Origin of the sequence: Mesobacillus subterraneus (assembly GCF_023715485.1) — a bacterium.
GTDB lineage: Bacteria > Bacillota > Bacilli > Bacillales > Cytobacillaceae > Mesobacillus > Mesobacillus subterraneus_B.
Genome location: NZ_JAMBOF010000011.1, coordinates 1 through 23,547, shown reverse-complemented (window position 1 = coordinate 23,547; position 23,547 = coordinate 1). Strand labels below are relative to the sequence as shown.

The following is a 23,547-nucleotide window of genomic DNA, read 5'->3' as shown; positions in this document are numbered from 1 at the left end:
TCCTTAATAGACGTATCCAATTGCCTTGAGCTGGCTCATGACAAAATCATGGGCATAATCAAATATCTCTTCACGTTCAGGTTCATTGAAGACTTCATGGTAACACTTCGGCCATTCTTTAAATCGCTTTTCAGACAATGGAGCCTGATTGAACCATTCTTTCACAGACCGTTTGTCGACGATCTTGTCGTCTCCACCCTGTATCAGCAAGGTTGGTACATCCTGTATTATATCCATATTTTCAAATGCTAGCTCCATTGCTGCGATCAGCTCACGATACCATCTGATTGATACTTTCGTGATATACAGCGAATCATTCACGTCGACTGCCCTGACATCCTCGTTCCTCGTCGCCATATCAACAGTCAAGCCAGCAGACATTCTTAAAGTTGGCACAATAACATTCAGCCCATGCGAAAGCATATTGAGCATTTTTGAAGGATAAGTGACAAGACCAAGGCAAGGAGATGACAGGATGAGACCGGCAAGCTCTACTCGTTCCTCCTGCAGCATCCTGATCGCTATAAGTCCGCCCATGCTATGCCCCAATAAAAACACTGGCAGGTCAAAATCATAGGCTGCCTCTATCCACTCTTTAACTTCACTGATATATTCATCAAATGACTCAATATGGCCACGGTTCGCTCTTGTTGTCATTCCCTGACCTGGAAGATCACCCATAATGACATGAAAACCTGATGAACGCCACATTTCGATCAGCCAGCCGTATCGGCGATGATGCTCGAGCGCTCCATGGACCATCACGATCACAGCCTTAGCTTCTCCGTCAGCCTCCCATTTCCACATGACCATTCCCCCCGTTAACACTTTTTCTTTCTTTAAAAGAACTATAATATATAATTAGTTAAAAATGAAAATGAAAGCATTCAATTAAATCTATTTTGTTCAGGAGTGTGCTCAATGATCTATCAATACAAAGGCAAATCACCTAAAATAGCTGATTCCGCATTTATTGCGGACTATGTAACCATCACTGGCGAAGTTGAAATTGGCGAAGAATCAAGTGTCTGGTTCAATACCTCCATCCGTGGTGATGTCGCTCCAACGATCATCGGAAACAAAGTTAATATCCAGGATAATTCTGTCCTTCATCAAAGCCCAAACAATCCGCTTATCCTTGAGGATGAGGTGACGGTTGGCCACCAGGTCATCCTTCACAGCTGTATCATCCGCAAGAAAGCGTTGATTGGAATGGGTTCCATCGTTCTCGACCAGGCTGAAATCGGCGAAGGCGCTTTTATCGGAGCTGGAAGCCTTGTTCCGCAGGGAAAAAAGATTCCGCCAAACACCCTTGCTTTTGGAAGGCCTGCTAAAGTCATCAGGGAGTTGAATGAAGACGACATCCGTGACATGGAGCGGATCTCACGAGAGTACGCGGAAAAAGGACAGTATTATAAAGCGTTGCAGCAGAAGAACGAAGGGTAATATCATTCAAAACCATCACTTAACAAATCCGTTAAAAATCCGATATTAATTTATATACTATACCCTAATGTAAATTTAATTATGCGGACGGACAGGTGATGGATGATGAACACATTATATTTATCAATCGCGGCCATTATGCCGCTGCTCGTCTTGTTTTTTCTGTTAATCCGAAAACAAAATAGCATGAAAAAGTCGATCATGATGTTCCTGCTTGTTTTTACATCTGTCGCTGGTGCTTTCTTGCTGGAAAACCTGCAGGCTGCCCATGTCGCCAAAGCGGTCCATTCGGTAAAGCACTGGCTTGACGCACCCGAAGCCAGTTCGGCTCTTACGGTAAAAGAAGACTATCAGGCCGAAATTATCCCGATTAAAGACCACGTTTTATTAGATGCTCCAACCATCTGGCAAATGCCTGAGCTTCCACGTGGATGCGAGGTCACAAGCCTCGCCATGCTCCTGCAATACAATGGACTATCGGTGGACAAGCTGACACTTGCCAAAGAAGTAAAGAAAAATCCAGCAGAGTACAAGCTCGCAGATGGAAAAATCTATTTTGGCGACCCGCATGAAGGCTTTGTCGGCAATATGTATACATACACCCAGCCCGGCCTTGGCGTCTATCATGAACCAATTGCCGAGCTGGCGGAAAAATATCTGCCCAGAAAAATCGAAGACCTGACGGGTGCTGACTTCCAGGAGCTGAAAATCCATCTATCGGACAGCCGTCCAGTCTGGGTCATCATCAATACCGAATATAAAAAATTGGATGAGAGCTTTTTCCAGACCTGGTACACACCTAACGGCGAGGTCAAGGTCACAACCAAGGAACACTCTGTTTTGCTAACAGGGTATGATAACGAGTTTGTCTATTTCAATGATCCCCTGACTGGCGAGAAAAATAAAAAAGCACCCATGCATGAATTTGTAGAAGCATGGGTGCAGATGGGAAGTCAGGCAATCACCTATCTACCAAATTAACTTTTTAGAAAGAGCCTTTTACCCTTTTAACGATTGTAATACTCTCTGTGCTTCATACTCCTTCTGGAAGGAGTATTTTTTTTCGACATAAACATCATGCCACATCATGAACATTAGCACAGTCCAGATTTTACGGCTGTTGTCAGCCTTATTCTGGCAGTGGTCATCGAGCAGCTTCAGTAAATAAGCTTTATTGATCAAATGTTCTGTATTGCTTTCCTTGATGATGTTCTTTGCCCACTCGTTCATTTCATCCTTCAGCCAGTGGCGGATTGGCACTGGGAAACCAAGTTTTTTGCGTGTAAGCACATGGTCAGGTACAACACCTTCGGCTGCTTTACGCAAAATATACTTAGTTGTATTATTAGCAGTCTTTAAGCTTGTTGGAATCTTAGAAGCTGTTTCAAATACAACCTTGTCAAGGAATGGAACGCGAAGCTCAAGTGAGTGAGCCATCGTCATTTTATCAGCCTTCAATAAAATATCGCCGCGCATCCATGTGTGGATATCGATGTATTGCATCGTATCCACAGGATCGTACCCTCTGCTCTGTTTATAAAGAGGCTTCGTTATATCTCTGTAATCATACTGGTCATTGTAAACATGCAGAAGCTCGCTCTTCTCTTTTTCCGAGAACATTTTCGCGTTGCCGATATAGCGTTCTTCCATCGGCGTCACGCCGCGTTCAATGAAGCTCTTACCCTTCATTCCCTCAGGCATCATCTTTGCTATGACATTCAGCATTAACTTACCAACCCGTGGAATTTTGTTGAACACTTCAAGGTCCTGAGGTTCACGGTAAATATTATAGCCTCCGAACAATTCATCGGCACCTTCACCGGAAAGCACAACCGTAACATGCTTCCTTGCTTCGCGGGCAACGAAATACAAAGGTATAGCTGCCGGGTCGGCTAGCGGATCATCCATATGCCACATGATTTTCGGAAGTTCATCCATATATTCTTGCGGACTGATCACATAGCTGATGTTTTCAACACCAAGTTTGTCAGCCGTTTCTTTTGCGACATCAATTTCGCTGAATCCGTTTTGTTCGAATCCAACCGAGAATGTCTTGATTGCAGGGTGGTACTGCTTGGCAATCGAAGCGATGATCGAAGAGTCGATACCGCCTGAAAGGAAAGAACCAACCGGCACATCACTGCGCATGTGCATCTTCACTGATTCGAATAACACATCTCTAATTTCCTTCGTGAATTCATCTTCAGTTTTATGGATTGGCGAAAAGCTTGCCTTCCAATAGCGCTTGATCTCCATTGGTGAACCGATTTTCTTTGTAAAATAATGCCCTGGCTCTAGCTTGTAGATTCCTTCGGACATTGTATTTGGTTCTGGAACGAATTGATACGTCAAATAGTGCTGTAAAGCCTTGTAATCAAGAACATCATTTTCTAATGCCAGCAGGATGCTCTTCTTTTCTGATCCAAAAAAAGTACGGTCTCCATCTTCAAAATAGAAGAATGGCTTAATGCCGAAGTGGTCACGTGCACCGTAAAGAATCTGTTCCTGTTTATCCCAAATGACAAACGCGAACATACCGCGCAGTTTGTCAACAGCCTGCTCTTTCATATGGCTGTACAGGGCAATGATTACTTCTGTATCAGAGTGTGTTTCGAATTTGAGCCCTTCTTCAATCAACTCTTCGCGAAGTTCAAGATAGTTATAGATTTCACCATTGAAAATGATCCAGTATCGTTCATTTTCATAGGTTAAAGGCTGGTGTCCAGCTTCAATGTCAATGATGCTCAGACGGCGGAAGCCAAACTGGATATGCTCATCATAAAAATACCCATCATCATCCGGTCCACGGTGGGTAATGATATCATTCATATTTTTAAACAGCTGCTTTTGATCGCTGCTGAATTCCTGTGCTTTTTCATGTACACAACCGATAAAGCCACACATTATGTACTTCACCTACTCCATTTCAAGAAAAATTTATTGTTTTGTTTACTCATCTCATACTTAACCTTTGTTAAACTTACCTGCTGATTTCCGCTTCAGGCGGTCCAATCAAGATACTGGCAAACTCAACAATAATCTTTACTAGCTCCTCTTAAAAAACATACCATCTAATACTACCATTAAACGCAAAAAATTTGCAGTAAAAACTAAGGGAAAATTAAGGTAATACTCTATTTTACACCTTTTGGTCCATAAGCAAACTTGAAACAGGTGCAAGCACCATGTGACTTGCTTTTATTCTTCTCTGATTAGACGGAAAACAATAAAGGGAGTTACATATTTCTATGCAACTCCCTTTTGCTTCTTATTTTCCTTCTGCTTGTGTGCGTAATGCTTCTGCCTTGTCTGTGCGCTCCCAAGGAAGATCAACATCAGTACGGCCGAAATGTCCATATGCTGCAGTTTGCTTGTAGATCGGCTTGCGCAGGTCAAGCATGTTGATGATGCCTGCTGGACGAAGGTCAAAGTTGTTATTTACAACATCGATCAATACGTCTTCGCTTACTTTGCCAGTTCCGAAAGTATCGATAGAGATTGATACCGGACGGGCAACACCGATAGCATATGCAAGCTGGACTTCAACTTTTTCAGCAAGTCCTGCAGCTACGATGTTTTTCGCTACGTAACGTGCTGCATATGCAGCTGAACGGTCAACTTTTGTAGGATCCTTACCAGAGAATGCTCCGCCGCCGTGGCGAGCGTATCCGCCGTAAGTATCAACGATGATTTTGCGGCCAGTCAAGCCTGCATCTCCCTGAGGTCCGCCGATTACGAAACGGCCAGTAGGGTTGATGAAGTATTTTGTATTTTCATCGATCAATTCTGCTGGTACAACAGGATTGATGACATGTTCTTTAAGGTTGCGCTGGATTTGCTCAAGTGAAACCTCTGGATGGTGCTGAGTTGAAATAACGATTGTATCGATACGGACAGGCTTGTCGTTCTCATCGTATTCAACTGTTACTTGAGTTTTTCCATCGGGACGAAGGTATGGAAGGATTTCTTCCTTACGCACCAAAGTCAGGCGGCGTGAAATCTTGTGTGCCAATGAAATCGGAAGAGGCATAAGCTCTTTCGTTTCGTTGCATGCAAAACCGAACATCAAGCCCTGGTCTCCAGCACCGATTGCTTCGATTTCCTCATCTGACATATGACCTTCACGAGCTTCAAGAGCCTGGTCAACACCCATTGCGATATCAGCAGACTGCTCGTCAATAGAAGTCAATACTGCGCAAGTTTCAGAGTCAAAGCCGTACTTAGCGCGAGTATAACCAATTTCCTTTACCGTTTCACGAACGATTTTTGGAATATCTACGTATGTAGATGTTGTGATTTCCCCTGCAACTAGTACAAGGCCCGTAGTAACTGATGTTTCAGCAGCAACACGAGCATTGGCATCCTTAGCAAGGATTGCATCCAAGATTGCGTCAGAAATCTGATCGCAAATTTTATCCGGATGGCCTTCTGTTACTGACTCAGAAGTGAACAAACGACGTTTTGTTGACATCTGATTACCTCCCTCATTTATTTAAAATTGATCGAGGCTGTCCCAATACAGACCTCGGTTGATACGGTACTCATTCCCTATGTAGTATGAAATAAACGCTGAGTTTTTATTAGAAAAATTTGTCCAGTAACAATCTGAATCTTATTTTTCCTAATCCTACCCATGGGAGCAATGACACCAAAGAAGGCTGCCCAGTTGCATTTTCATGCCTGGGACAGAAAAAAGCAATATAAAAAACCTCTCCATTAATGAGGAAAGGTTTATGCTTAAATCCGCGCCTTTCGCTCTTATCGTTCAAGGGCAGTTCCCTTGCGTCAGGTTAGCACCTTTGCCCGAAAAATATCACCTGTACTCAGGTTGTTTTTCTCGTTTGCAGGTTGCTGGGTTTCATTGGGCCTGTCCCTCCACCAGCTCGGGATAAGAGAGTATCCGTTCAAATCAAAATCATAACGAACCTATAATTACATGTCAATCATTTTCTGATAAAATGTCGATTGTTGTTGAAAGTTATTTTACAAATATAAAAAACTAAATATACGCTATAGAATCTTTTCATTCTTTTCCAGACAAACTGACCGCTTCTTCTATTATAATTGTATCTGGAAAAAGTTAAATTTTTCAGGCATTAGTATAGACTAATTAAACCAATGTGCTATACTATTAGCGAGATGTAAACACTTACAAAAATATCAATCTTTTAAAAAGGAAGGTATTCTCCGATGAATGTTGTAGGAATATCAAATGAACTTTCAGCGTTATTAAAAGGAAACAATATACAGACACAGCTTTCTGTCCCACAGCTAGTTGAAAAAGTATTGAACCGCAACGAAGGTCTGCTGACTTCTACTGGCGCAGTGAGAGCAACAACAGGAAAGTATACTGGCCGCTCACCTAAAGATAAATATATTGTAGAGGAAGAATCGGTAAAAGACAAAATTGACTGGGGTTCTGTTAACCAGCCGATTTCCGAGGAATCCTTTACAAAACTATATAATAAAGTATTGAATTTCCTTAAAGAAAAAGAGGAAGTTTTCGTTTTCAAGGGATTCGCTGGTGCAGACAAGAAATACCGCCTTCCTATTCAGGTCATAAATGAGTACGCATGGCACAATTTGTTTGCTCACCAATTGTTCATACGTCCTATAGAAGAGGAACTTTTCAGCCACGAAGCAGAGTTCTCAGTAATTTCAGCACCAACTTTTAAGGCCGATCCTAAAGTTGATGGAACAAACTCTGAAACATTTATTATCATCTCTTTCGAACAGCGCGTAGTATTGATTGGCGGCACCGAATATGCAGGAGAAATGAAGAAATCGATTTTCTCAGTGATGAATTACCTTCTGCCTGAGAATGGCATTCTCTCGATGCATTGTTCCGCTAACGTGGGCCGTGAGGGTGATGTAGCATTATTCTTCGGATTATCAGGAACAGGTAAAACAACTTTATCTGCTGATACGAATCGCCGCTTGATTGGCGATGATGAGCACGGCTGGTCTGCAAACGGTGTTTTCAACATCGAGGGTGGCTGCTATGCGAAGTGCATTAATTTATCAAAGGAAAAAGAGCCGCAGATTTATGATGCGATCCGCTTTGGGTCTGTTCTTGAAAATGTCGTCGTCAATAATGAAACTCGTGTGGCCGATTATGATGACAGTTCATTGACTGAGAACACTCGTGCAGCATATCCAATCCAGGCAATTGATAACATTGTTGAACCAAGCATTGCCGGACATCCAAATGCAATTGTATTCCTGACTGCTGATGCATTCGGAGTATTGCCTCCAATCGCCAAGCTTACAAAAGAGCAGGCGATGTACCACTTCTTGAGCGGCTATACATCCAAGCTTGCAGGCACAGAACGCGGAATCACTTCACCGCAGGCAACGTTCTCTACATGCTTCGGTTCACCATTCCTGCCGCTTGCTGCAACAAGGTATGCCGAAATGCTGGGCGAAAAAATCGACGAGCATAACGCCAAGGTATTCCTTGTCAACACAGGATGGACTGGCGGAGAGTATGGAACAGGCAGCCGCATGAAGCTTGCATACACGCGCGCAATGGTCCAGGCAGCACTTGAGGGCGAATTGAACAATGTTGAAACAGTAAAAGATGAAATTTTCGGCTTGGATATTCCACTTCACGTACCAGGAGTGCCAGACGATGTCCTCCAGCCAGTGAAAACGTGGAGCGATAAGGAAGCTTACTCTGCAAAAGCAAACGAGCTAGCCGGAAAGTTCCGCGAAAACTTTAAGAAATTCTCTAACGTACCGTCCAAGATCGAAGAAAAAGGCGGTCCGACTGCGAGATAAGAATGAAAAAGGCCATTTCCTCAGGGAAATGGCCTTTGTTTTGAATGTGACTTTTTGGACTATGCAGAGCGTCTGCTTTTACCGTTTTTCAGCCATCGCGCCTTTTTCGGGCAATGTAGTGCTTTTGCTTTTACAGTTTCATATCACTTATAAACTTTTGAGGCAATAAACTTTAGTCTAATCCAATGCCGGCCGCCATTTAAAATAAAAAAACAGAGCACAAATTGTGCCCTGCTCAGTTCGTTGAATTTAACGAAACTAATTGATATATAAGTGTTGTTGCATTTTCAGACCATTCTACTTTCTTGATGACTCCGATACCTGTAAGGTCCCCTTCAATCGTCTTTTTGACTTCTAACGGAATGTCAATTGGATATAGCCTGTAGCCTTCCTTTTTCAAAGAGAAGAAGTTGTTTTCGAGCCGTGTTTCACGCCCCTTAGTCACGATCATTGTATTCAACTCTAATGGCATCCCCATCGTATTCGCTCCTCTTCATTGATTACTATAATTTCATTTTATCATTGATGTGTTTGTGATTTCATCCAATTCGTTAAATCCCCAACAACTTTCCTGTTCATAAAAGGCGGAAAGTAGTGCGTGTATTCATCAAAATACCAGCTTTCCACAGGCTTGTCCAATTCCTTCAGCCGTTTCTCCAGGCGGTATGAATGTTCAACCGAAACATTTCGGTCGTTCATGCCATGGATCATCAGCACAGGCGCCTTCAGGCTTTCAATTTGATACAAGGGAGTCCTGAATTTATATCTTTTCGGATACTTTTTAGGTGATCCGCCAATCACCCTTTTCATCATCCGTCTAAGGTCTTTTCGCTCGACATAGGTTAAAAACATATCCGTCACCCCGCCCCATGTCACAACGGAAGCCGCCTCCGGGAACCTGATGCCGGTCAACAAGGCCATCAATCCGCCACGGGAGAAGCCGAAGATATGTATTCTCTCTACCCATGGCAATGACTGCAGCAGTTGAAACCCTGCAAAGGCATCAACCCGATCCTCGCCTCCAAAATCTTCATCGCCTTCTCCTCCCTGGTTGCCGCGATAAAAAGGAGCAAAGACAGTAAAACCCTCAGAAGCAAACTGAGCGATCCTCGCTGGTCTCACCTTGCCAACATTTTTAATCCCTCCGCGCAGATAAAGAAAGCCTTCTGTCCCGCTTCCATCAGCCGGCCTGGCAAGCAGCCCTTTCACCCTCAAGCCCCCAGAATAATAGGTAACCATCTCAAGCTCGACTGCCGGGTTTGGCGAAGGAAATTTATAATTGGAAATAATTTGACCGTCGTTTGCCAATCTAACCACTCCCTCTATATGAAAATTATTTCATTTTGGTTCCTGGGCATTCACACATTTTTAGGTGAATCATACGATATCGTAAGTTGAAAATCAGCCCATTTTCAAGACGATTTTTAGGAGGCATTTCTATGAAAAATTGTTTTAAAGCCGGTTTTGCTTTATTGATGATCGTTATACTCATTATACCCCTTGCTGCCTGCGGTAAAGACAAAGTACAGACAGTCAAGGTTGCAGAGGTGACCCGTTCGATTTTCTATGCTCCTCAATATGTTGCCCTTGCAAAAGGATTTTTTGAGGATGAAGGAGTAAAAGTTGAATTGACGACGACGTGGGGCGGCGACAAGACAATGACAGCCGTACTTTCGAATGCGGCGGATATCGCCCTTGTAGGATCGGAAACCTCCATTTACGTCTATGCCCAGGGTTCCAACGACCCTGTCATCAACTTTGCCCAGCTAACCCAAACAGATGGCACCTTCCTTGTATCGAGAAACAAGATTGACAATTTCTCGTGGGATCAGCTAAAAGGGTCCACGTACCTTGGACAGCGCACAGGCGGGATGCCACAAATGGTGGGTGAATTCGTACTCAAGAAGCATGGCATCGATCCTAAGTCAGATTTACAAATGATACAAAACATTGATTATGCGAATATTCCTAATGCCTTCGCTTCAGGCACAGGAGACTTTGTGCAGCTGTTCGAACCGACTGCAAGCTTGTTCGAAAAAGAAGGCAAAGGCCACATTGTCGCTTCATTTGGAACTGAATCTGGTCATGTTCCTTATACCACATTTATGGCGAAACAAAGCTATATGAAGAAAAACCCGGAAACGATCGAGAAATTCACCCGGGCCATTTACAAGGCTCAACAATGGGTTGACTCCCATACAGCAAAAGAAACAGCTGAAGCAATCCAGGAATATTTTAAAGATACAGATTTAGAGTTGATTGAAACAGTTGTTGATCGTTACAAGAGCCAGGGATCGTTTGCGACTGACCCAATTTTAGATGAGGAAGAATGGAAGAACCTGCAGGATATCATGGATGAAGCTGGAGAACTTCCTAAGGAAGTCAGCCATGAAACACTTGTCAATACAGAGGTTGCAGGAGAAGTCATGAAATAACAGGAGGTTGCAGCCCAATGGACTTTTTGACATTAAGAGGCATCCATCACACCTATTTCACAAAAACATCTGCTGTCACTGCTTTGAATAATATTTCACTCGATGTCCAGGAAGGGGAATTTGTCTCCTTCCTGGGTCCGAGCGGCTGCGGCAAAACCACGCTGCTCTCAATCATTGCAGGCCTGATAGAACCATCAGAGGGCCAGATTGCGCTTGAAGGACGACCCGTGAAGGAGGCTGCGGATAAAACCGGATATATGCTGCAGCAGGATTATCTATTTCCATGGAAAACGATTGAGGAGAATATTTTCCTGGGATTGAAAATTAGTGGCACCCTTAATGACACCAGGAAAAAAGAAGTCTTATCGCTGCTTGGACAAATGGGATTGGGGAACGTAGACTCCTTATATCCAAAGCAGCTTTCGGGCGGAATGCGCCAGCGTGTAGCTTTGGTCCGGACACTGGCTACGGAACCCAAACTGCTCATGCTTGACGAACCGTTTTCAGCATTGGATTACCAAACGAAGCTGAAACTTGAGGACCTGGTTGCGAACACGTTCAAAGCTTTTGGCAAGACCGCGATTCTCGTTACCCATGATATCGGGGAAGCTGTCGCCATGAGTGACCGGATCTTCCTGTTCTCGCCACGTCCGGGACGCTTGCATAAAACGTTTGTCATCCCGGAGGAGTTAAGGGACCTAAGCCCATTCAATGCAAGAAACCACCCTTTATACAACGAATTATTCCAGACAATATGGAAGGAGTTGGAGTCGCTTGAACCAGAAGAAAACTGACCTCCTCCATGAGCAATACCTGAAAACTTTAAGCCGTGAGCGAAAAATTATCCGGATGTATCAGCTGTTAATATTTATCTCTTTTTTCGGCCTTTGGGAGGTCTCAAGCCAGCAGAGATGGATTGATCCTCTCCTTTTCAGCTCCCCCTCTAAAATATGGAACTTGTTAATCGATAAAACGCTCGACGGATCGTTGGCAGTAAATCTTGGCGTGACCCTGGCTGAAACTGTGCTGGGCTTTATCCTAGGTACTCTTCTTGGCACGGTGCTAGCCGGTTTGTTATGGTGGTCGCCAATGCTTTCTAGAATTTTGGACCCCTACCTGGTCGTTCTCAATTCAATGCCAAAGGTTGCACTCGGCCCGATTCTAATCGTAGCTCTTGGAACGAACCTGACTTCCATCGTTGCGATGGGCGCGATCATCTCCATCATCATTACAACGATTGTAGTGTATACAGCTTTTAAAGAAGTGGACCCTAATTACCTGAAAGTGCTGCAGACCTTCGGGGCGACAAGGACACAGTGCTTCCGGGAAGCGATCCTGCCTGCTTCCTTCCCGACAATCATCTCAACTTTGAAGGTAAACGTTGGTCTTTCCTGGGTAGGGGTCATCGTGGGGGAATTTCTCGTCTCCGCTCGAGGCCTTGGCTATATGATCATTTACGGCTTCCAGGTTTTTAACTTCACACTCGTGTTTCTATCATTATTTGTCATCGCGGTATTTGCAACATTGATGTACCAGCTTGTCGAGCTGCTCGAAAGGAAATTGATTAAAAGCAATCAGTAAAGGAGCCGGCAAGTGTGTCCGGCTTCTTTTACAATTGGAAAAAACCATCGGTATATAACAGTTCCTTCTAAGGAATTTCCGCTCGAAAAATTTGTATTTTCGCCATTATTAAATCAGTTACCTTAACTGGTAATTAGAAGCTGAATGTTTGTTTTATAACTTTCTGAATGACTCAAAAAAAGCGACAGTCCAACTTAGCGGCCGCCACTTTCAACGTTTTTTCTGCAAAATTTCAAGACTTCGATTTACAACATCGTCCTTCATGATGAAACTATACTCATCTTTCATTCTTTCCGCCAGCAAATCTCCATTTACGAGCACAGGACCACCGGTTTCATGATAATCCTCCTGCGGAACAATCGCTTCGACTTCACCGTAAAAGATTCTTTTTACAAATGATCCATCTTCTCCGCGAACTTGGTACTCTCCAAGGCTTTCAAGTGTACTCAATAATGCCCCAGTTTCCTCCTTGACTTCACGCCGGGCAGCTTCTTCTAGCGTTTCGCCTTCCTCCACTTTGCCGCCTGGAAACTCAAGGCCTCTTACACTATGATTGGTCAGCAGCCAATCACCTTTATATCTGCAAATTACAAGGATATGCCTCGCGGGTTCATCAAAAGCATTTTCATTGTAGGCAAGGATGACTTCCGCGCCATTCAGATCTGTAAACCTTTCCATTATCCTATCTCTCCCACCGAATCAACATATCTTCATTATAAAGAAAGTTGGACAATGAATACACCGCAGACATCAGTCTGCGGCCTCTCTATTTTTCTGGCAAGATTCCCATGCTTTCGATATGCTTTTTGGCTTCTTCATCTCCGAGCTTATAAATCATTTCATACGTCTGAACGAGCAGGCTGTCCAATGCGTCGTTTTCCCTGTCATAATGATATTGGATGTAAGGGACATGAGCTCTCATAAAATCCTGCCATCCAGTTGAATAGCTTTGTTCAAAAATCTCTCTCAACCCGGTTATTTCTTCGTCTGAAGCCTCGATTTTAAAGTTCCATGGCGATGCGGTCGATACGCTTGATATCTCGCCTTCACTAATGTTTATATAGTATGTTTTTTTGCCTTCTGGCATGTGGCTCACCTCATGGATATCGTTCCCTGCCGGTAAACTGAATATCCTTAAATAAATTATTTTTTCCACACTCAGCATTACTCTTCTAGACTGTCTTATGTTAAAATGAGAACCAAATACAGAGACTGATCCTCAGGAAAATACTTCAATTTCAAGGCATATTTTTTCCTATGGAGGGTATTAAATAAATATAAGAATAAATGATTTATGGACGAAAAGAAGGAGAGGTGAAATGAAATGAAACTGATTGATGAGCTATACGAATTATATCGCAATAAATTGACCGGTGATGAAGAGGATATCGATATGCTCGCTTTTGCCTTTCTGGAAGAAATGAACCGCGAAGATCTGTTGAAAATCATTCAGGACCTCGACAAGCAGGAGCTTTATGATTTGATGGGCCTTTACTTGATCGAGAGCTTAAAGGGGAAGTTTGCCCAGGATGATTTCGGTGCTCGCTCCGTTAATTCATACCCTACACGCAATATTCATTGAACATACGGTGCAATTGACAATACATATACAACCGGCTGCCCAGCCGGTTTTTTCTTTTGTAAACTATGATGCTTTTACTACTCTAAACTGAAAATCGACTCCTGATCTTAACGCAATTAAGGTCCAGCTCGAAAAAAGTGAAATTCAAAAGGATATAAAAATTATTCTGAAGCAGCAATCAATGCTTTCTCAGCTTAGTATAAAATGGATGAGCAGTCTTCCATGCGCAAAAAAACTGGCCGTATTGTGGCGGCCAGTTTCATTTTTATCCAAGATAAGCCTTGAACATCCACATATGCTTTCTTAGGCTCTTTTTAACTTCAGTCAGCATGTCTGCTGTAGCTGCATCCTCTTCTTGCTCTGCGATTTCAATGCCTTCCTGAAGCTCGTCCACAATTTTTGAGAAGTCATCATGCAATTGGCTTACCATATCCTCTTCCTTTTCATTGCCTTTCGCTTCTTTAATTGTAGACAAATCAAGGCACTCTTTAAGGGTTGCGACAGGCTTTCCTTCAAGTGCGAGAATTCTTTCAGCAAATTCATCTATGATTATTCCTGCTTCGTTATAAAGTTCCTCAAATTTCACATGCAGTGTAAAGAAATGACGTCCTTTTACATACCAGTGATAATTGTGAAGCTTCGTATAAAGGACTGTCCAGTTCGCTACCTGCTGGTTAACTGCTTGGATTACATCTTTTTTTGCCATTTTATTTCATCCTCCTCGTGTTCATAGTTGTATATTCCCTTGCAGCCACATAAAAAAACATCTAATCAGCAACTTTTTTCCTATGGCAGAAAAGAACATGCTACAATAATTCTGTAGCAAAGGAGGGCGTTTTATGTATACAGTTTTAATTATCTCAGTCATCATTGTCATCATCGTATTGGTATTAAGCGTCGTTACTACTTCTAAAGCATACCAATATAAACATACTGTAGACCCTATCGACAACAGGCATCCGGAATCACAGAGCACTGCTGGGGAAACCGAGACTGATGGAAAAAATAAATAAGGCTGTTTTCGCAAAGATTGTTGCTTTTCAAAAAAAGTTTTCATCCCGCATCTCTCTTCACTTCGAGCTATTTTCGTGGAGGTTTTGAAAGGGAATGCATTAAAACTCGTAAAAACAATAATATTTACGAAAAGAGCCATAATTAAAGGAGCTGACAGCAGCTCCTTTTTTAGACGGAAAAAATTTTTTATGATATTTTCACCTTAAGGTGTTTTCACTTATAATACTTCTTGTTTCAAGCCGGTCCACAACAAGGACTGCATTAAAAATCGTAAAAATCCAGAAGCCGATTTGTTATTTTGGAGTGTACCAGCAACAAACCTATGTTAAGAGGTGCAGCAATATGCTAAAGAAAGCTTTTATCGGGATCATCCGCTTTTACCAGGTTGTCATTTCACCATTAAAACCGCCGACTTGCCGCTTTTATCCTACCTGTTCCCATTACGGGCTTGAATCAATTAAAAGATTCGGTCCATTCAAAGGTGGATGGCTAACGATTGTGAGAATCCTGAAGTGCCAGCCATTCCATCCAGGTGGCATGGATCCCGTACCAGAGGAATGGCCTTCGAGGAAGAACAAGAAGTCCCATAATCATAGATAACGGTTTATCCATACAGCTCATTCTTATTAGAACCGAAATTATTCCTCATACCCATTTATGATTTGATCCAGCCTGCCTGTTGCCGGATCAATGACAAGGCCGTGAACGGGTACATCTTTAGGCATTAAAGGATGGTTTTTAACGATTTCAACGCTATGGGCAACACTGTCCTTGACATTGTCGAATCCATGAAGCCATTCCTTTACATCGATTCCAGAATAGTTTAATGTTTCCAAAGTTTCTTGCAGGACGCCGCGGTTTTTCATTTCCTCAATGACTATGTCAGGCTTCATTCCGCTCATTCCACAGTCATAATGTCCGATAATGACCACTTCTTCGGCCTTTAATTGGTAAACAGCCACCAGCAGACTCCTCATGATACTGCCAAATGGATGCATGATCAGTGCTCCGGCATTCTTGACGATCTTCACATCACCATTACGGACATTCAGTGCTCTTGGCAAAAGTTCTACAAGCCTTGTATCCATGCAAGTCAAAATAACCATTTTTTTATTAGGAAATTTAGTGGTTGTGAATTCTTCATACTTCTTTTCAGCAACAAATTTCTCATTAAAATTCAGAATTTCTTCAAGCATTTTCATCATATCTTCTCCTTTTAAAAATTCTCTTATCAATAGGATACCGCAAACCTGCCATGAACCAAAATCTTTTACTTGCATTTAAAGCAAACATTTTGTAAGATACAAAAGGATAAATCGTAACCATTACGAATTAATAATTTCATAGAATATCTAGTATATTAATATCGCTGAAACATTCACTTCTAAATCGTAATGAGTCCGTTTTAGAAACAGGGGGCTATAAGAATGAAAAAAACTGCTTTTATTTTATCATTGTTTATCATCACCAGTATATTTATTAGCGGCTGCGGCAAGGAGGCAGCTGACCAAAAAAAGAATGACGACAACCTTCTGCAGGTTTATACGACAGTTTATCCGCTCCAATTTTTTGCTGAACAGATTGGCGGAGAATATGTAAATGTTGAATCCATTTATCCACCTGGAGCAGATGAGCATACTTTCGAACCTTCCCAAAAGGATATGATGGCACTCGCTGATGCAGACTTATTTTTATATGTAGGACTTGGGCTTGAAGGTTTTGTGGATAAAGCAAGCAAAACTTTGGAGAATGAAGATGTAAAAATGGTTCCTGTGGGTGAAGAATTGCATCTGGACGAGGCTGAAGCTGGACATGAAGATGAGGCGGCAGACGAACACGATAGCCACCAAGAAGATGAACACGGGCACGGAGATTTCGATCCGCATGTATGGCTTGATCCAATTTACGCTAATGAGCTTGCACTCGCGATTAAGGAACAATTGTCTGAACAAATGCCTGAGCATAAAGATACTTTCGAAAAAAATTATGCAGAGCTTTCAGACCAGCTTAAAGAACTCGATCAAAATTTCTCAGAGGTCATTGGATCGGCTAAACGGAAGGAAATTATCGTCTCTCACTCAGCATACAGCTACTGGGAGAAAAGATATGGCATTAAACAAATAAGCATTTCTGGGCAATCAACGACAAATGAACCATCCCAGAAAGAACTGAAAAATTTAATTTCCCATGCCAAAGAAGAGAACATTAAATATGTATTAAACGAACAAAATTTTGACTCCAAGCTGGCGAAAATGGTCCAGGCTGAAATAGGCGCGAATTTGCTGACCCTCCATAACCTATCTGTTCTTACCGATGAGAACCTCAAGAAAAATGAAACATACTTTACGTTAATGGAAGAAAATATAGACGTTCTCGAAAAAGCATTAAATGAATAGTTTGTGACAGCCTCCCGCCATGGGAGGTTTTTTTATGTATTTAAAGGTATTTCTTACATATTTTTCTTACACTTGAAGAAAATATGGAAATGCATAAATACAGAAAGGAAGTTTTCGATGGATGATATTCTAATTGCACGTTCCCTGTTTGGCACAACGATGGGATTTCATATCATAAATGCAACAATTGGTGTCGGTCTGCCATTGATGATTCTCGCTGCGGAGCTTCTATACCAAAAGACAAATGATATCGATTATGCAGTCATGGCTAAAAGATGGACAAAAGCTTTTGCGGTCACTCTTGGCGTCGGTATCCCGACCGGAACGATTGCCGGCGTCCAGCTTTCCCTCCTCTGGCCAGGTTTTATGGAAGTCATCGGCAGGGTCATGGCTTTGCCCTTCCAAATTGAGATTTACGCATTTTTTGTTGAAGCATTGTTCATGTCTATTTATGTGTATGCAGCCGACAGGATCGCTCCGTGGATGCGCATAGCAAGCTTGACTCTCGTCGCTCTTGGCGCACTTGCCTCAGCGGTTCTTATTACGAATGTCCATGCTTTTCAAGGCACTCCTGCGGGATTCCGGATTGAAAATGGCGAGTTAGTCGACATCGATCCCTGGGCTGCCTTCTTTAACCCAAGTTTCGGAGTAACAGCAGTGCATGTTGTTTTCACGGCTTATATGACTGGGGCTTTTATCATCGCTACCGTTGCTGCTTATAAAATGCTGAAAAGTGATTTTGGCTCAAACCTGTATAAATTCCATCAAAAGGCATTGATGGCTAGCTTGATCATTGGCGGGATTTTTTCGATTCTGACAGCAGCCAATGGGCATTCTGCTGCTCAATACCTGCATGAATATCAGCCCGAAAAACTTGCGGGTGCAGAGGGGCTTTTTGAAACGCAAAAATATGCTCCACTTGCGATTGGCGGATTTACGGACAGGGAAACAGAATCGGTCAAATGGGGCATAGAAATTCCATGGGCATTAAGCTTCCTTGCGGGAAATTCCTTTGAGACAGAGGTAAGGGGTTTGAATGATTTCCCTGAAGAACATTGGCCACCCCTCTTTATCCATACATTATTCAATGCGATGGTCGGTGTAGGAATGCTGTTGATCACACTCTCATTGATTGCCTTTGTGTGGAACAAGCTTTTGAAAAAAGACAAGTTTCCGCGCTTCCTGATGTGGCTGTTTGTATTGTCGGGACCGCTTGCGATGCTTGGAATAGAATTCGGCTGGATTTTCGCCTGCACGGGAAGGCAGCCATGGACGATCTACCATGTCCTTACAACGGAGGATTCGGCAACCACGGCCACAAACCTGGGAATTTTATTTGTTCTATTTGCCGCGGTTTACGTCCTGCTTGGCGTCATGGAAATAATAGTCCTCCGCTATTATTTCCGTAAAAATACCGTAACCGATGATTTAAACAGAGCACAGCAAAAGGAAATTCCATTGTATGGGTCCAACACGTGAAAGGGTGATCCGGTGTGACTGATGCACTAACAGCTATTACCGTCCTCTGGGGTTTCGTATTTATTTATGCCGTTATGGCTACTATGGATTTTGGAGCAGGCTTCTGGTCGATGGTGTACATCAATAAAACGCAGACAAAGGCAACGAATATCGCCAACCGTTATTTATCTCCGACATGGGAGGTAACAAATACTTTCATCGTGGCTCTTGTCGTCGCTGTTTACAGCATGTTCCCGAAGGCTGCGTATACTCTTGGCACGGTCTTGCTTATTCCGGGCAGCATGATCTTGCTGCTGCTTTCGGTCAGGAGCGCTTTTCTTGTATTTTCAAATATTGCCGAAGATTACAGGAAGGTGCTTACTTATATTTCTGGAATCAGCGGTATTCTCATTCCTGGTTTGCTGATCAGCGTCCTGCCAATCACTCATGGTGGTTTCGTTGAATTTATCGGTGGTTCACAGAACTTGAACCTCAGCAAACTGTTTACCAGCCCGAATGAATATGCCTTTATTGGCTTCGCGGTCAGCAGCACGCTGTTTCTTTCATCGTTGCTGCTAGCGGATTACTCAAAAGCTTCCGATGAAATCCATGCGTACAAAGTATACAGGCGGGACGCGTTAATATTAGGACCAATTTCGCTAGTCATGGCGTTTTTAATTATGCTGACACTAAGAAATGAAGCTGCATGGATTTATGAAAAAATGATGGATGATCTCTATATTCTAATTGTATCTGTGGTTTTCTTTTTGATTGGCGGGCTGGCGCTTGTACTTCCTTCAATCGGAAAAAAATCGCTTAAAGGCATGCCAAGGCTTGCAGTCATTATGATTACGCTGCAATACCTTGCAGCTAGCTATGTATATGGTAAGGCACACTTGCCCTACATTGTTTATCCTGAAGTGACAATCCAGTCGGCATTTACAGACCCTAATTCATTCAGGGCAGTATTCACAACTTACATCGTTGGATTCTTGATTCTTTTTCCAGGCTTTGTTTATTTTTGGAGTCTGTTCATGCAGGATAAAAGGTATTTACGACAGAAAAAAGTCAAGGAACACTCTTGAATCATCTGCCTAATTTTAGCTCGAATACATGCCCCCACATCGCAGCATGCTAATGTTGTATCAACCAAAGAAGGAGTGGTACAACAATGGCGAAGGATGTATTATGTGAGGTCAACAACTGTCATTATTGGAAAGACGGTAACCGTTGCAGCGCAGATCAAATATACGTAGTCAGCCATACAGGCGAAACAGCAGACAACAGCAGGCAGACTGACTGCAAAACTTTTGAAGCTTTAAGTTAATCTTACAGACCGGGAATTTCCGGTTTGTTTGCACAAATGCAGTTAAGCATTACCCTTTCGGTATAAACTTGAAAAAGCCAGCCGGTCACAGTTTGACCAGCTGGCTTCTTATTGCTGAATGGCTGTGACGACTAGTCGCTCTTCGTGATTTTTTGTGAGCGGGTTGAACCATCCAGTGCATGTGATTAATTGCAACCGTTTTTGGGAAGTAAATCCAAATATCTCTTCGATTGGTCCGTCATCATAAGGGTAGGATTCAATCTTTACGATTTTATAACGCAATGAATTTTCACTGTCTGATAAAACCACTTCATCATCAAGAGATACATTTTCCAGATCGAAAAAAACACCTTTTCCAAGATAGTTATCGACATGCCCAGCTAAAACGACATTCCCCTTCTCCCCTGGCCTGGCGCCTTTATTGTACCAACCAATTTCCATCACATCTTCCGGGACTTCCATAGCTCCATCCTCTTGAAGTCCAACTGGAATGATTTTTGCATCAAGCCCGATGGATGAAATAGTTACGTTTAAAGGGACCATGCCTATTTCTTGAGTAACCTTTTTTACGGAAGTGGTAGAGCTTGAAGCCGGTATACTAACAACTGGTTCTGACTCTACTTCCTCAATGTCCACAATCGAATCAGAGTTCATGGGTTGACATCCTGCAAGAATGACAACTAGTAAAAGCTTAAGATTGAAAAGCATTTTTTCTTTTATAGAAAAAGAAACTGACTGCCCCGATCAGCAATACAAATGGCAGCATACTCATCATCAGACCTGTAACGCCCCCTTTACCGGTGTCAGGCATTTCTTTAGGCATCACAGATGTCGATGGATCCGCCAGGACAATAGCATCGAGTGCAGGCTCTCCGCTGGCAAGACCAACAGCAAGCACTGTATAAATCATATCTGCTTTAAGCTCAGTTCCTGGTAAAGAAAGTACCACGTCCTGTGTGCCAGCTGCTCTAACTTCTAAGTCTAACGTAGCGGGATCAACTTCCAAGTAATCCGTTACACCCTTGAATGGCGCGTTCGGGAAAAGAACATCTCCACCAGTCACTGCTACATCAACCGCTGGCGCGTCCGGGGAAAAATGGCCAACTCGAACTTTTGCCTTGCCTTTTTCTGTCATCATGTCATCATTCATGACGGCTACTTCCAATGCCTCCAGTTTGTTGACCGCCAGAACGGTGTAAGCCTGATCTGCTTCAACCGTTAAATTAGTTGTCAATACCGGCTTGCCATCAGCTACAGTACCAGCAGCAAAAATGCTTACTTCATGCTCGCCCGATGGCACCATTAAGTAATCTGTTACAGCTTTAAATTCTGCATTTTCCACTACAACATTACCATCAACTGTGATATCGACAGCTGGCGCATCAGGGGATGCATGAACAATACGTACCTTCGCTTGGTCATGATCATCAGCAAGTACAGACCCTCCAAACATGGCAAAAATCATCGTGAAAATCAGCAAAAACAAAAACTTCTTCATCTCCATCTCTCCTTTGTTTAAATAATGTATAACTTATAATCTGATTATGTATAACTTCAGTTTAATAAGTTATACAATACTTATACAAAGTTTGTATAACATTTGTCAATTAATAATGGTTTCGAATGTGCTAAGAAGGTATATGAATGTTAAAAAGCACCCTTCGTTATGAAGAGTGCCTGTTTGTATTATGCCTCTAAACTTGCCATTGGACCAAAGAATTCAAAATGAATTCTATCTTCTGTTACGCCTAGATCCTTTAAAGAAGCGTTGATAGCTTTCATGAATGGCACTGGTCCGCAGAAGTAGAAGTCTGCATCTTCAATGTTCACATTTTCCTTAAGCCATTCTTTCGTTACATATCCCTCAACGTCGAAGCTGTTGTTCTGGCGGTCTTCTTCTGTAGGAGCATCGTAAAATACATATGAATTAACTTTCGCTTTAGCAGTTGTTGCTGCTACTTCGTCCTTGAGTGCATGGACTTTGCCGTTCGCTGCGGCATGAATAAAAGTAACTTCTTTTTCCGGCTGCAGTTCTGCCACTGTGTTCAGCATGCTGACCATAGGAGTCAAGCCAACACCGCCGCTAAGCAATACAACTGGAGATTTCTTTTCGGTATCAAGGAAGAAGTCGCCTGCAGGTGCACTGATGCTTAGAACCTCACCTTCAGTAACGCTGCTGTGAAGATAATTGGATACCTTTCCGTCAGGAGTTTCCATTCCAGCTTCCTTTTTGACACTGATTCGGTAGTAGTCTTTTCCAGGAGCATCGGATAAGCTGTACTGGCGGATGTGAGTGAACTCTTCCCCTTCAATTTCAAGCTTAATGCTGATATACTGTCCAGGTTTGAAATCAGCGATCGCTTTTCCATCAACCGGCTTTAAATAAAATGAAGAGATGACTTCGCTTTCCTCAACCTTATCAGCAACGATAAACGGACGGAAACCATCCCAGCCGCCTTTTTGCGTTGCAGCAGCATCATACATTTCTGCTTCAACAGAAATAAACGCATCCGCGATTACTCCATAAGCCTCTGCCCATGCATTGATGATTTCATCTGTTGCCGCATCTCCAAGGACTTCTTTGATCGCAAGCAACAAGTGCTTGCCGACGATTGGATAATGTTCAGCCTTGATGCCAAGACTGCGGTGCTTGTGTGCGATCTGATTGACGACTGGCAGGATTGCTTCAAGATTGTCGATGTATTTAGCTGCTGCATAAACTGTCCCAGCCAATGCCCTTTGCTGTCTGCCCTGTTTCTGGTTCGCATGGTTAAAAATATTCAAAAGTTCAGGGTGGTTTTCGAACATCGTTTTATAAAAAACCGTCGTGATTTGTTCACCGTGAACTTCAAGTACTGGTACAGTAGATTTAATAATATCAATTGTTTTTTGGTCTAGCATTTTATACACTCCCTTATGTCTATATACTCTGTGAGGTGTTTACCTCATTCCCATAGTGATTATAATAAATAAAATCATCAGACTAAGTGATGCAAATCACACTATCGTAAAATAGTTATTAAGAACTATTACTTTTGATTAACTCTCATTTCGTAAACTTTGGTGTTTTCACGTTCAAAAGTAATAATCTGCATCTGGAAACCTATTCAGAAACGCCCTCGAAAAAGATAAAAGAAATAGTGGATAAACCAGAGTCGGAAAAAACATTTTACGTGAAAACAGTCTTGATTTATATTTCGTTAAATCTCTTTTTTTTGGGGGAAACTTCATTTTCACTATTAAAAACTAAGGAAATAGAAGTACGAACAATCCGTTTATATTGTAAAACCAACTTTTTTAATAGCTGAAATCATTTTTCATAGCGGAAATCTATTTTTTTACACCTAAAATATTTTTTTATAGCGAAAAATAATTTTTTATAGCGAAACTCTATTTTTTATGATGGTTTATAAATGTATGTGTAAGGCCTTTTTCTAGACAAAGAAAAAAGGACAAAGTACTCTCTGAGTTATCACCACAATAACCTTTTGAGAGGAGTACTTTATCCATGTCCAATTTTAACACAGA

25 protein-coding genes and 1 riboswitch are annotated in these 23,547 nt (G+C 42.3%); of the genes, 13 read left to right on the top strand and 12 right to left on the bottom strand.

Annotated features, from left to right (window positions below; genetic code table 11):
* Positions 1-3 precede the first annotated feature (3 nt).
* On the bottom strand, positions 4-807 hold the full coding sequence (locus M3204_RS16020; RefSeq protein WP_251483714.1) for an alpha/beta hydrolase: 804 nt from the start codon (positions 805-807) through the stop codon (positions 4-6).
* A 114-nt stretch (positions 808-921) separates the two neighbouring features.
* On the opposite strand from M3204_RS16020, the gene M3204_RS16015 reads away from it, so the two are divergent.
* Complete coding sequence (locus M3204_RS16015; protein WP_251483711.1) at positions 922-1,446, top strand: gamma carbonic anhydrase; 525 nt, start codon at positions 922-924, stop codon at positions 1,444-1,446.
* Between the two features lie 105 nt (positions 1,447-1,551).
* Positions 1,552-2,427, top strand: a complete 876-nt coding sequence (locus M3204_RS16010) for a C39 family peptidase (RefSeq protein WP_251484206.1) — start codon at positions 1,552-1,554, stop codon at positions 2,425-2,427.
* 18 nt (positions 2,428-2,445) lie between these two features.
* On the opposite strand, the gene asnB is transcribed toward M3204_RS16010, so the two are convergent.
* Both asnB and metK read right to left on the bottom strand, forming a co-directional pair.
* Positions 2,446-4,350: an asparagine synthase (glutamine-hydrolyzing) gene (asnB, locus tag M3204_RS16005; RefSeq protein ID WP_251483708.1), complete on the bottom strand. Its 1,905-nt coding sequence runs from the start codon at positions 4,348-4,350 to the stop codon at positions 2,446-2,448.
* Positions 4,351-4,714: 364 nt separating this feature from the next.
* Positions 4,715-5,917: a methionine adenosyltransferase gene (gene metK, locus M3204_RS16000; protein WP_251483691.1), complete on the bottom strand. Its 1,203-nt coding sequence runs from the start codon at positions 5,915-5,917 to the stop codon at positions 4,715-4,717.
* Between the two features lie 284 nt (positions 5,918-6,201).
* Positions 6,202-6,341: riboswitch (SAM riboswitch) on the bottom strand.
* 295 nt (positions 6,342-6,636) lie between these two features.
* Here metK and pckA point away from each other — a divergent pair.
* Positions 6,637-8,226, top strand: a complete 1,590-nt coding sequence (gene pckA / locus M3204_RS15995; protein WP_251483672.1) for a phosphoenolpyruvate carboxykinase (ATP) — start codon at positions 6,637-6,639, stop codon at positions 8,224-8,226.
* Positions 8,227-8,461: 235 nt separating this feature from the next.
* Here the strand turns inward: pckA and M3204_RS15990 are convergent, their stop codons facing one another.
* Positions 8,462-8,704 carry a DUF2584 domain-containing protein gene (locus tag M3204_RS15990; protein WP_251483670.1) on the bottom strand — a complete coding sequence of 81 codons (243 nt, stop codon included), beginning with the start codon at positions 8,702-8,704 and terminating at the stop codon, positions 8,462-8,464.
* A 41-nt stretch (positions 8,705-8,745) separates the two neighbouring features.
* Positions 8,746-9,534 carry an alpha/beta hydrolase family protein gene (locus M3204_RS15985; protein WP_251483665.1) on the bottom strand — a complete coding sequence of 263 codons (789 nt, stop codon included), beginning with the start codon at positions 9,532-9,534 and terminating at the stop codon, positions 8,746-8,748.
* 131 nt (positions 9,535-9,665) lie between these two features.
* Here M3204_RS15985 and M3204_RS15980 point away from each other — a divergent pair, with 131 nt between their 5' ends.
* Genes M3204_RS15980 through M3204_RS15970 form a run of 3 tightly spaced genes read left to right on the top strand, consistent with a single transcriptional unit; the run spans position 9,666 to position 12,242 of the window.
* Complete coding sequence (locus tag M3204_RS15980; protein WP_251483662.1) at positions 9,666-10,661, top strand: ABC transporter substrate-binding protein; 996 nt, start codon at positions 9,666-9,668, stop codon at positions 10,659-10,661.
* 17 nt (positions 10,662-10,678) lie between these two features.
* A complete protein-coding gene (locus tag M3204_RS15975) occupies positions 10,679-11,455 on the top strand; it encodes an ABC transporter ATP-binding protein (protein ID WP_251483658.1) in 777 nt (258 codons plus the stop codon).
* Positions 11,436-12,242: an ABC transporter permease gene (locus M3204_RS15970; protein WP_251483656.1), complete on the top strand. Its 807-nt coding sequence runs from the start codon at positions 11,436-11,438 to the stop codon at positions 12,240-12,242. The genes M3204_RS15975 and M3204_RS15970 overlap by 20 nt, the downstream gene beginning before the upstream one ends.
* A 210-nt stretch (positions 12,243-12,452) precedes the next feature.
* Here the strand turns inward: M3204_RS15970 and ytkD are convergent, their stop codons facing one another.
* Positions 12,453-12,920: an RNA deprotection pyrophosphohydrolase gene (gene ytkD / locus M3204_RS15965; protein ID WP_251483653.1), complete on the bottom strand. Its 468-nt coding sequence runs from the start codon at positions 12,918-12,920 to the stop codon at positions 12,453-12,455.
* Positions 12,921-13,008: 88 nt separating this feature from the next.
* Positions 13,009-13,329 (bottom strand): hydrolase, encoded by a 321-nt coding sequence (locus M3204_RS15960; protein WP_251483644.1) that lies wholly within the window; start codon positions 13,327-13,329, stop codon positions 13,009-13,011.
* A gap of 237 nt (positions 13,330-13,566) precedes the next feature.
* Between M3204_RS15960 and M3204_RS15955 the strand changes: the two genes are divergently transcribed.
* Complete coding sequence (locus M3204_RS15955; RefSeq protein WP_251483641.1) at positions 13,567-13,824, top strand: DUF6154 family protein; 258 nt, start codon at positions 13,567-13,569, stop codon at positions 13,822-13,824.
* A gap of 265 nt (positions 13,825-14,089) precedes the next feature.
* Here the strand turns inward: M3204_RS15955 and M3204_RS15950 are convergent, their stop codons facing one another.
* Complete coding sequence (locus M3204_RS15950; RefSeq protein ID WP_251483639.1) at positions 14,090-14,530, bottom strand: Dps family protein; 441 nt, start codon at positions 14,528-14,530, stop codon at positions 14,090-14,092.
* A 133-nt stretch (positions 14,531-14,663) separates the two neighbouring features.
* Here M3204_RS15950 and ytzI point away from each other — a divergent pair, with 133 nt between their 5' ends.
* Positions 14,664-14,837: a YtzI protein gene (ytzI, locus tag M3204_RS15945; RefSeq protein ID WP_251483629.1), complete on the top strand. Its 174-nt coding sequence runs from the start codon at positions 14,664-14,666 to the stop codon at positions 14,835-14,837.
* 343 nt (positions 14,838-15,180) lie between these two features.
* Complete coding sequence (yidD, locus tag M3204_RS15940; RefSeq protein ID WP_251483627.1) at positions 15,181-15,438, top strand: membrane protein insertion efficiency factor YidD; 258 nt, start codon at positions 15,181-15,183, stop codon at positions 15,436-15,438.
* A gap of 38 nt (positions 15,439-15,476) precedes the next feature.
* On the opposite strand, the gene M3204_RS15935 is transcribed toward yidD, so the two are convergent.
* Complete coding sequence (locus M3204_RS15935; RefSeq protein ID WP_251484204.1) at positions 15,477-16,040, bottom strand: beta-class carbonic anhydrase; 564 nt, start codon at positions 16,038-16,040, stop codon at positions 15,477-15,479.
* Positions 16,041-16,265: 225 nt separating this feature from the next.
* Here M3204_RS15935 and M3204_RS15930 point away from each other — a divergent pair, with 225 nt between their 5' ends.
* The 4 genes from M3204_RS15930 (at position 16,266) to M3204_RS15915 (ending at position 20,019) form a co-directional block, all read left to right on the top strand.
* Complete coding sequence (locus M3204_RS15930) at positions 16,266-17,234, top strand: metal ABC transporter solute-binding protein, Zn/Mn family (RefSeq protein ID WP_251483615.1); 969 nt, start codon at positions 16,266-16,268, stop codon at positions 17,232-17,234.
* A gap of 117 nt (positions 17,235-17,351) precedes the next feature.
* Complete coding sequence (locus M3204_RS15925) at positions 17,352-18,713, top strand: cytochrome ubiquinol oxidase subunit I (protein ID WP_251483599.1); 1,362 nt, start codon at positions 17,352-17,354, stop codon at positions 18,711-18,713.
* Between the two features lie 14 nt (positions 18,714-18,727).
* On the top strand, positions 18,728-19,777 hold the full coding sequence (locus M3204_RS15920; RefSeq protein WP_251483597.1) for a cytochrome d ubiquinol oxidase subunit II: 1,050 nt from the start codon (positions 18,728-18,730) through the stop codon (positions 19,775-19,777).
* Between the two features lie 86 nt (positions 19,778-19,863).
* Entirely contained in the window at positions 19,864-20,019 is a 156-nt protein-coding gene (locus tag M3204_RS15915) for a DUF1540 domain-containing protein (protein ID WP_251483589.1), read from the top strand.
* A 108-nt stretch (positions 20,020-20,127) separates the two neighbouring features.
* On the opposite strand, the gene M3204_RS15910 is transcribed toward M3204_RS15915, so the two are convergent.
* The 3 genes from M3204_RS15910 to hmpA all read right to left on the bottom strand — a co-directional run bounded on the left by M3204_RS15910 (position 20,128) and on the right by hmpA (position 22,920).
* Positions 20,128-20,673: a class F sortase gene (locus M3204_RS15910; protein WP_251483580.1), complete on the bottom strand. Its 546-nt coding sequence runs from the start codon at positions 20,671-20,673 to the stop codon at positions 20,128-20,130.
* Between the two features lie 37 nt (positions 20,674-20,710).
* On the bottom strand, positions 20,711-21,517 hold the full coding sequence (locus M3204_RS15905; RefSeq protein ID WP_251483578.1) for a DUF4397 domain-containing protein: 807 nt from the start codon (positions 21,515-21,517) through the stop codon (positions 20,711-20,713).
* A gap of 188 nt (positions 21,518-21,705) precedes the next feature.
* Positions 21,706-22,920, bottom strand: coding sequence for an NO-inducible flavohemoprotein (hmpA, locus tag M3204_RS15900; protein ID WP_251483576.1), 1,215 nt, complete (start codon positions 22,918-22,920; stop codon positions 21,706-21,708).
* Positions 22,921-23,547 lie beyond the last annotated feature (627 nt).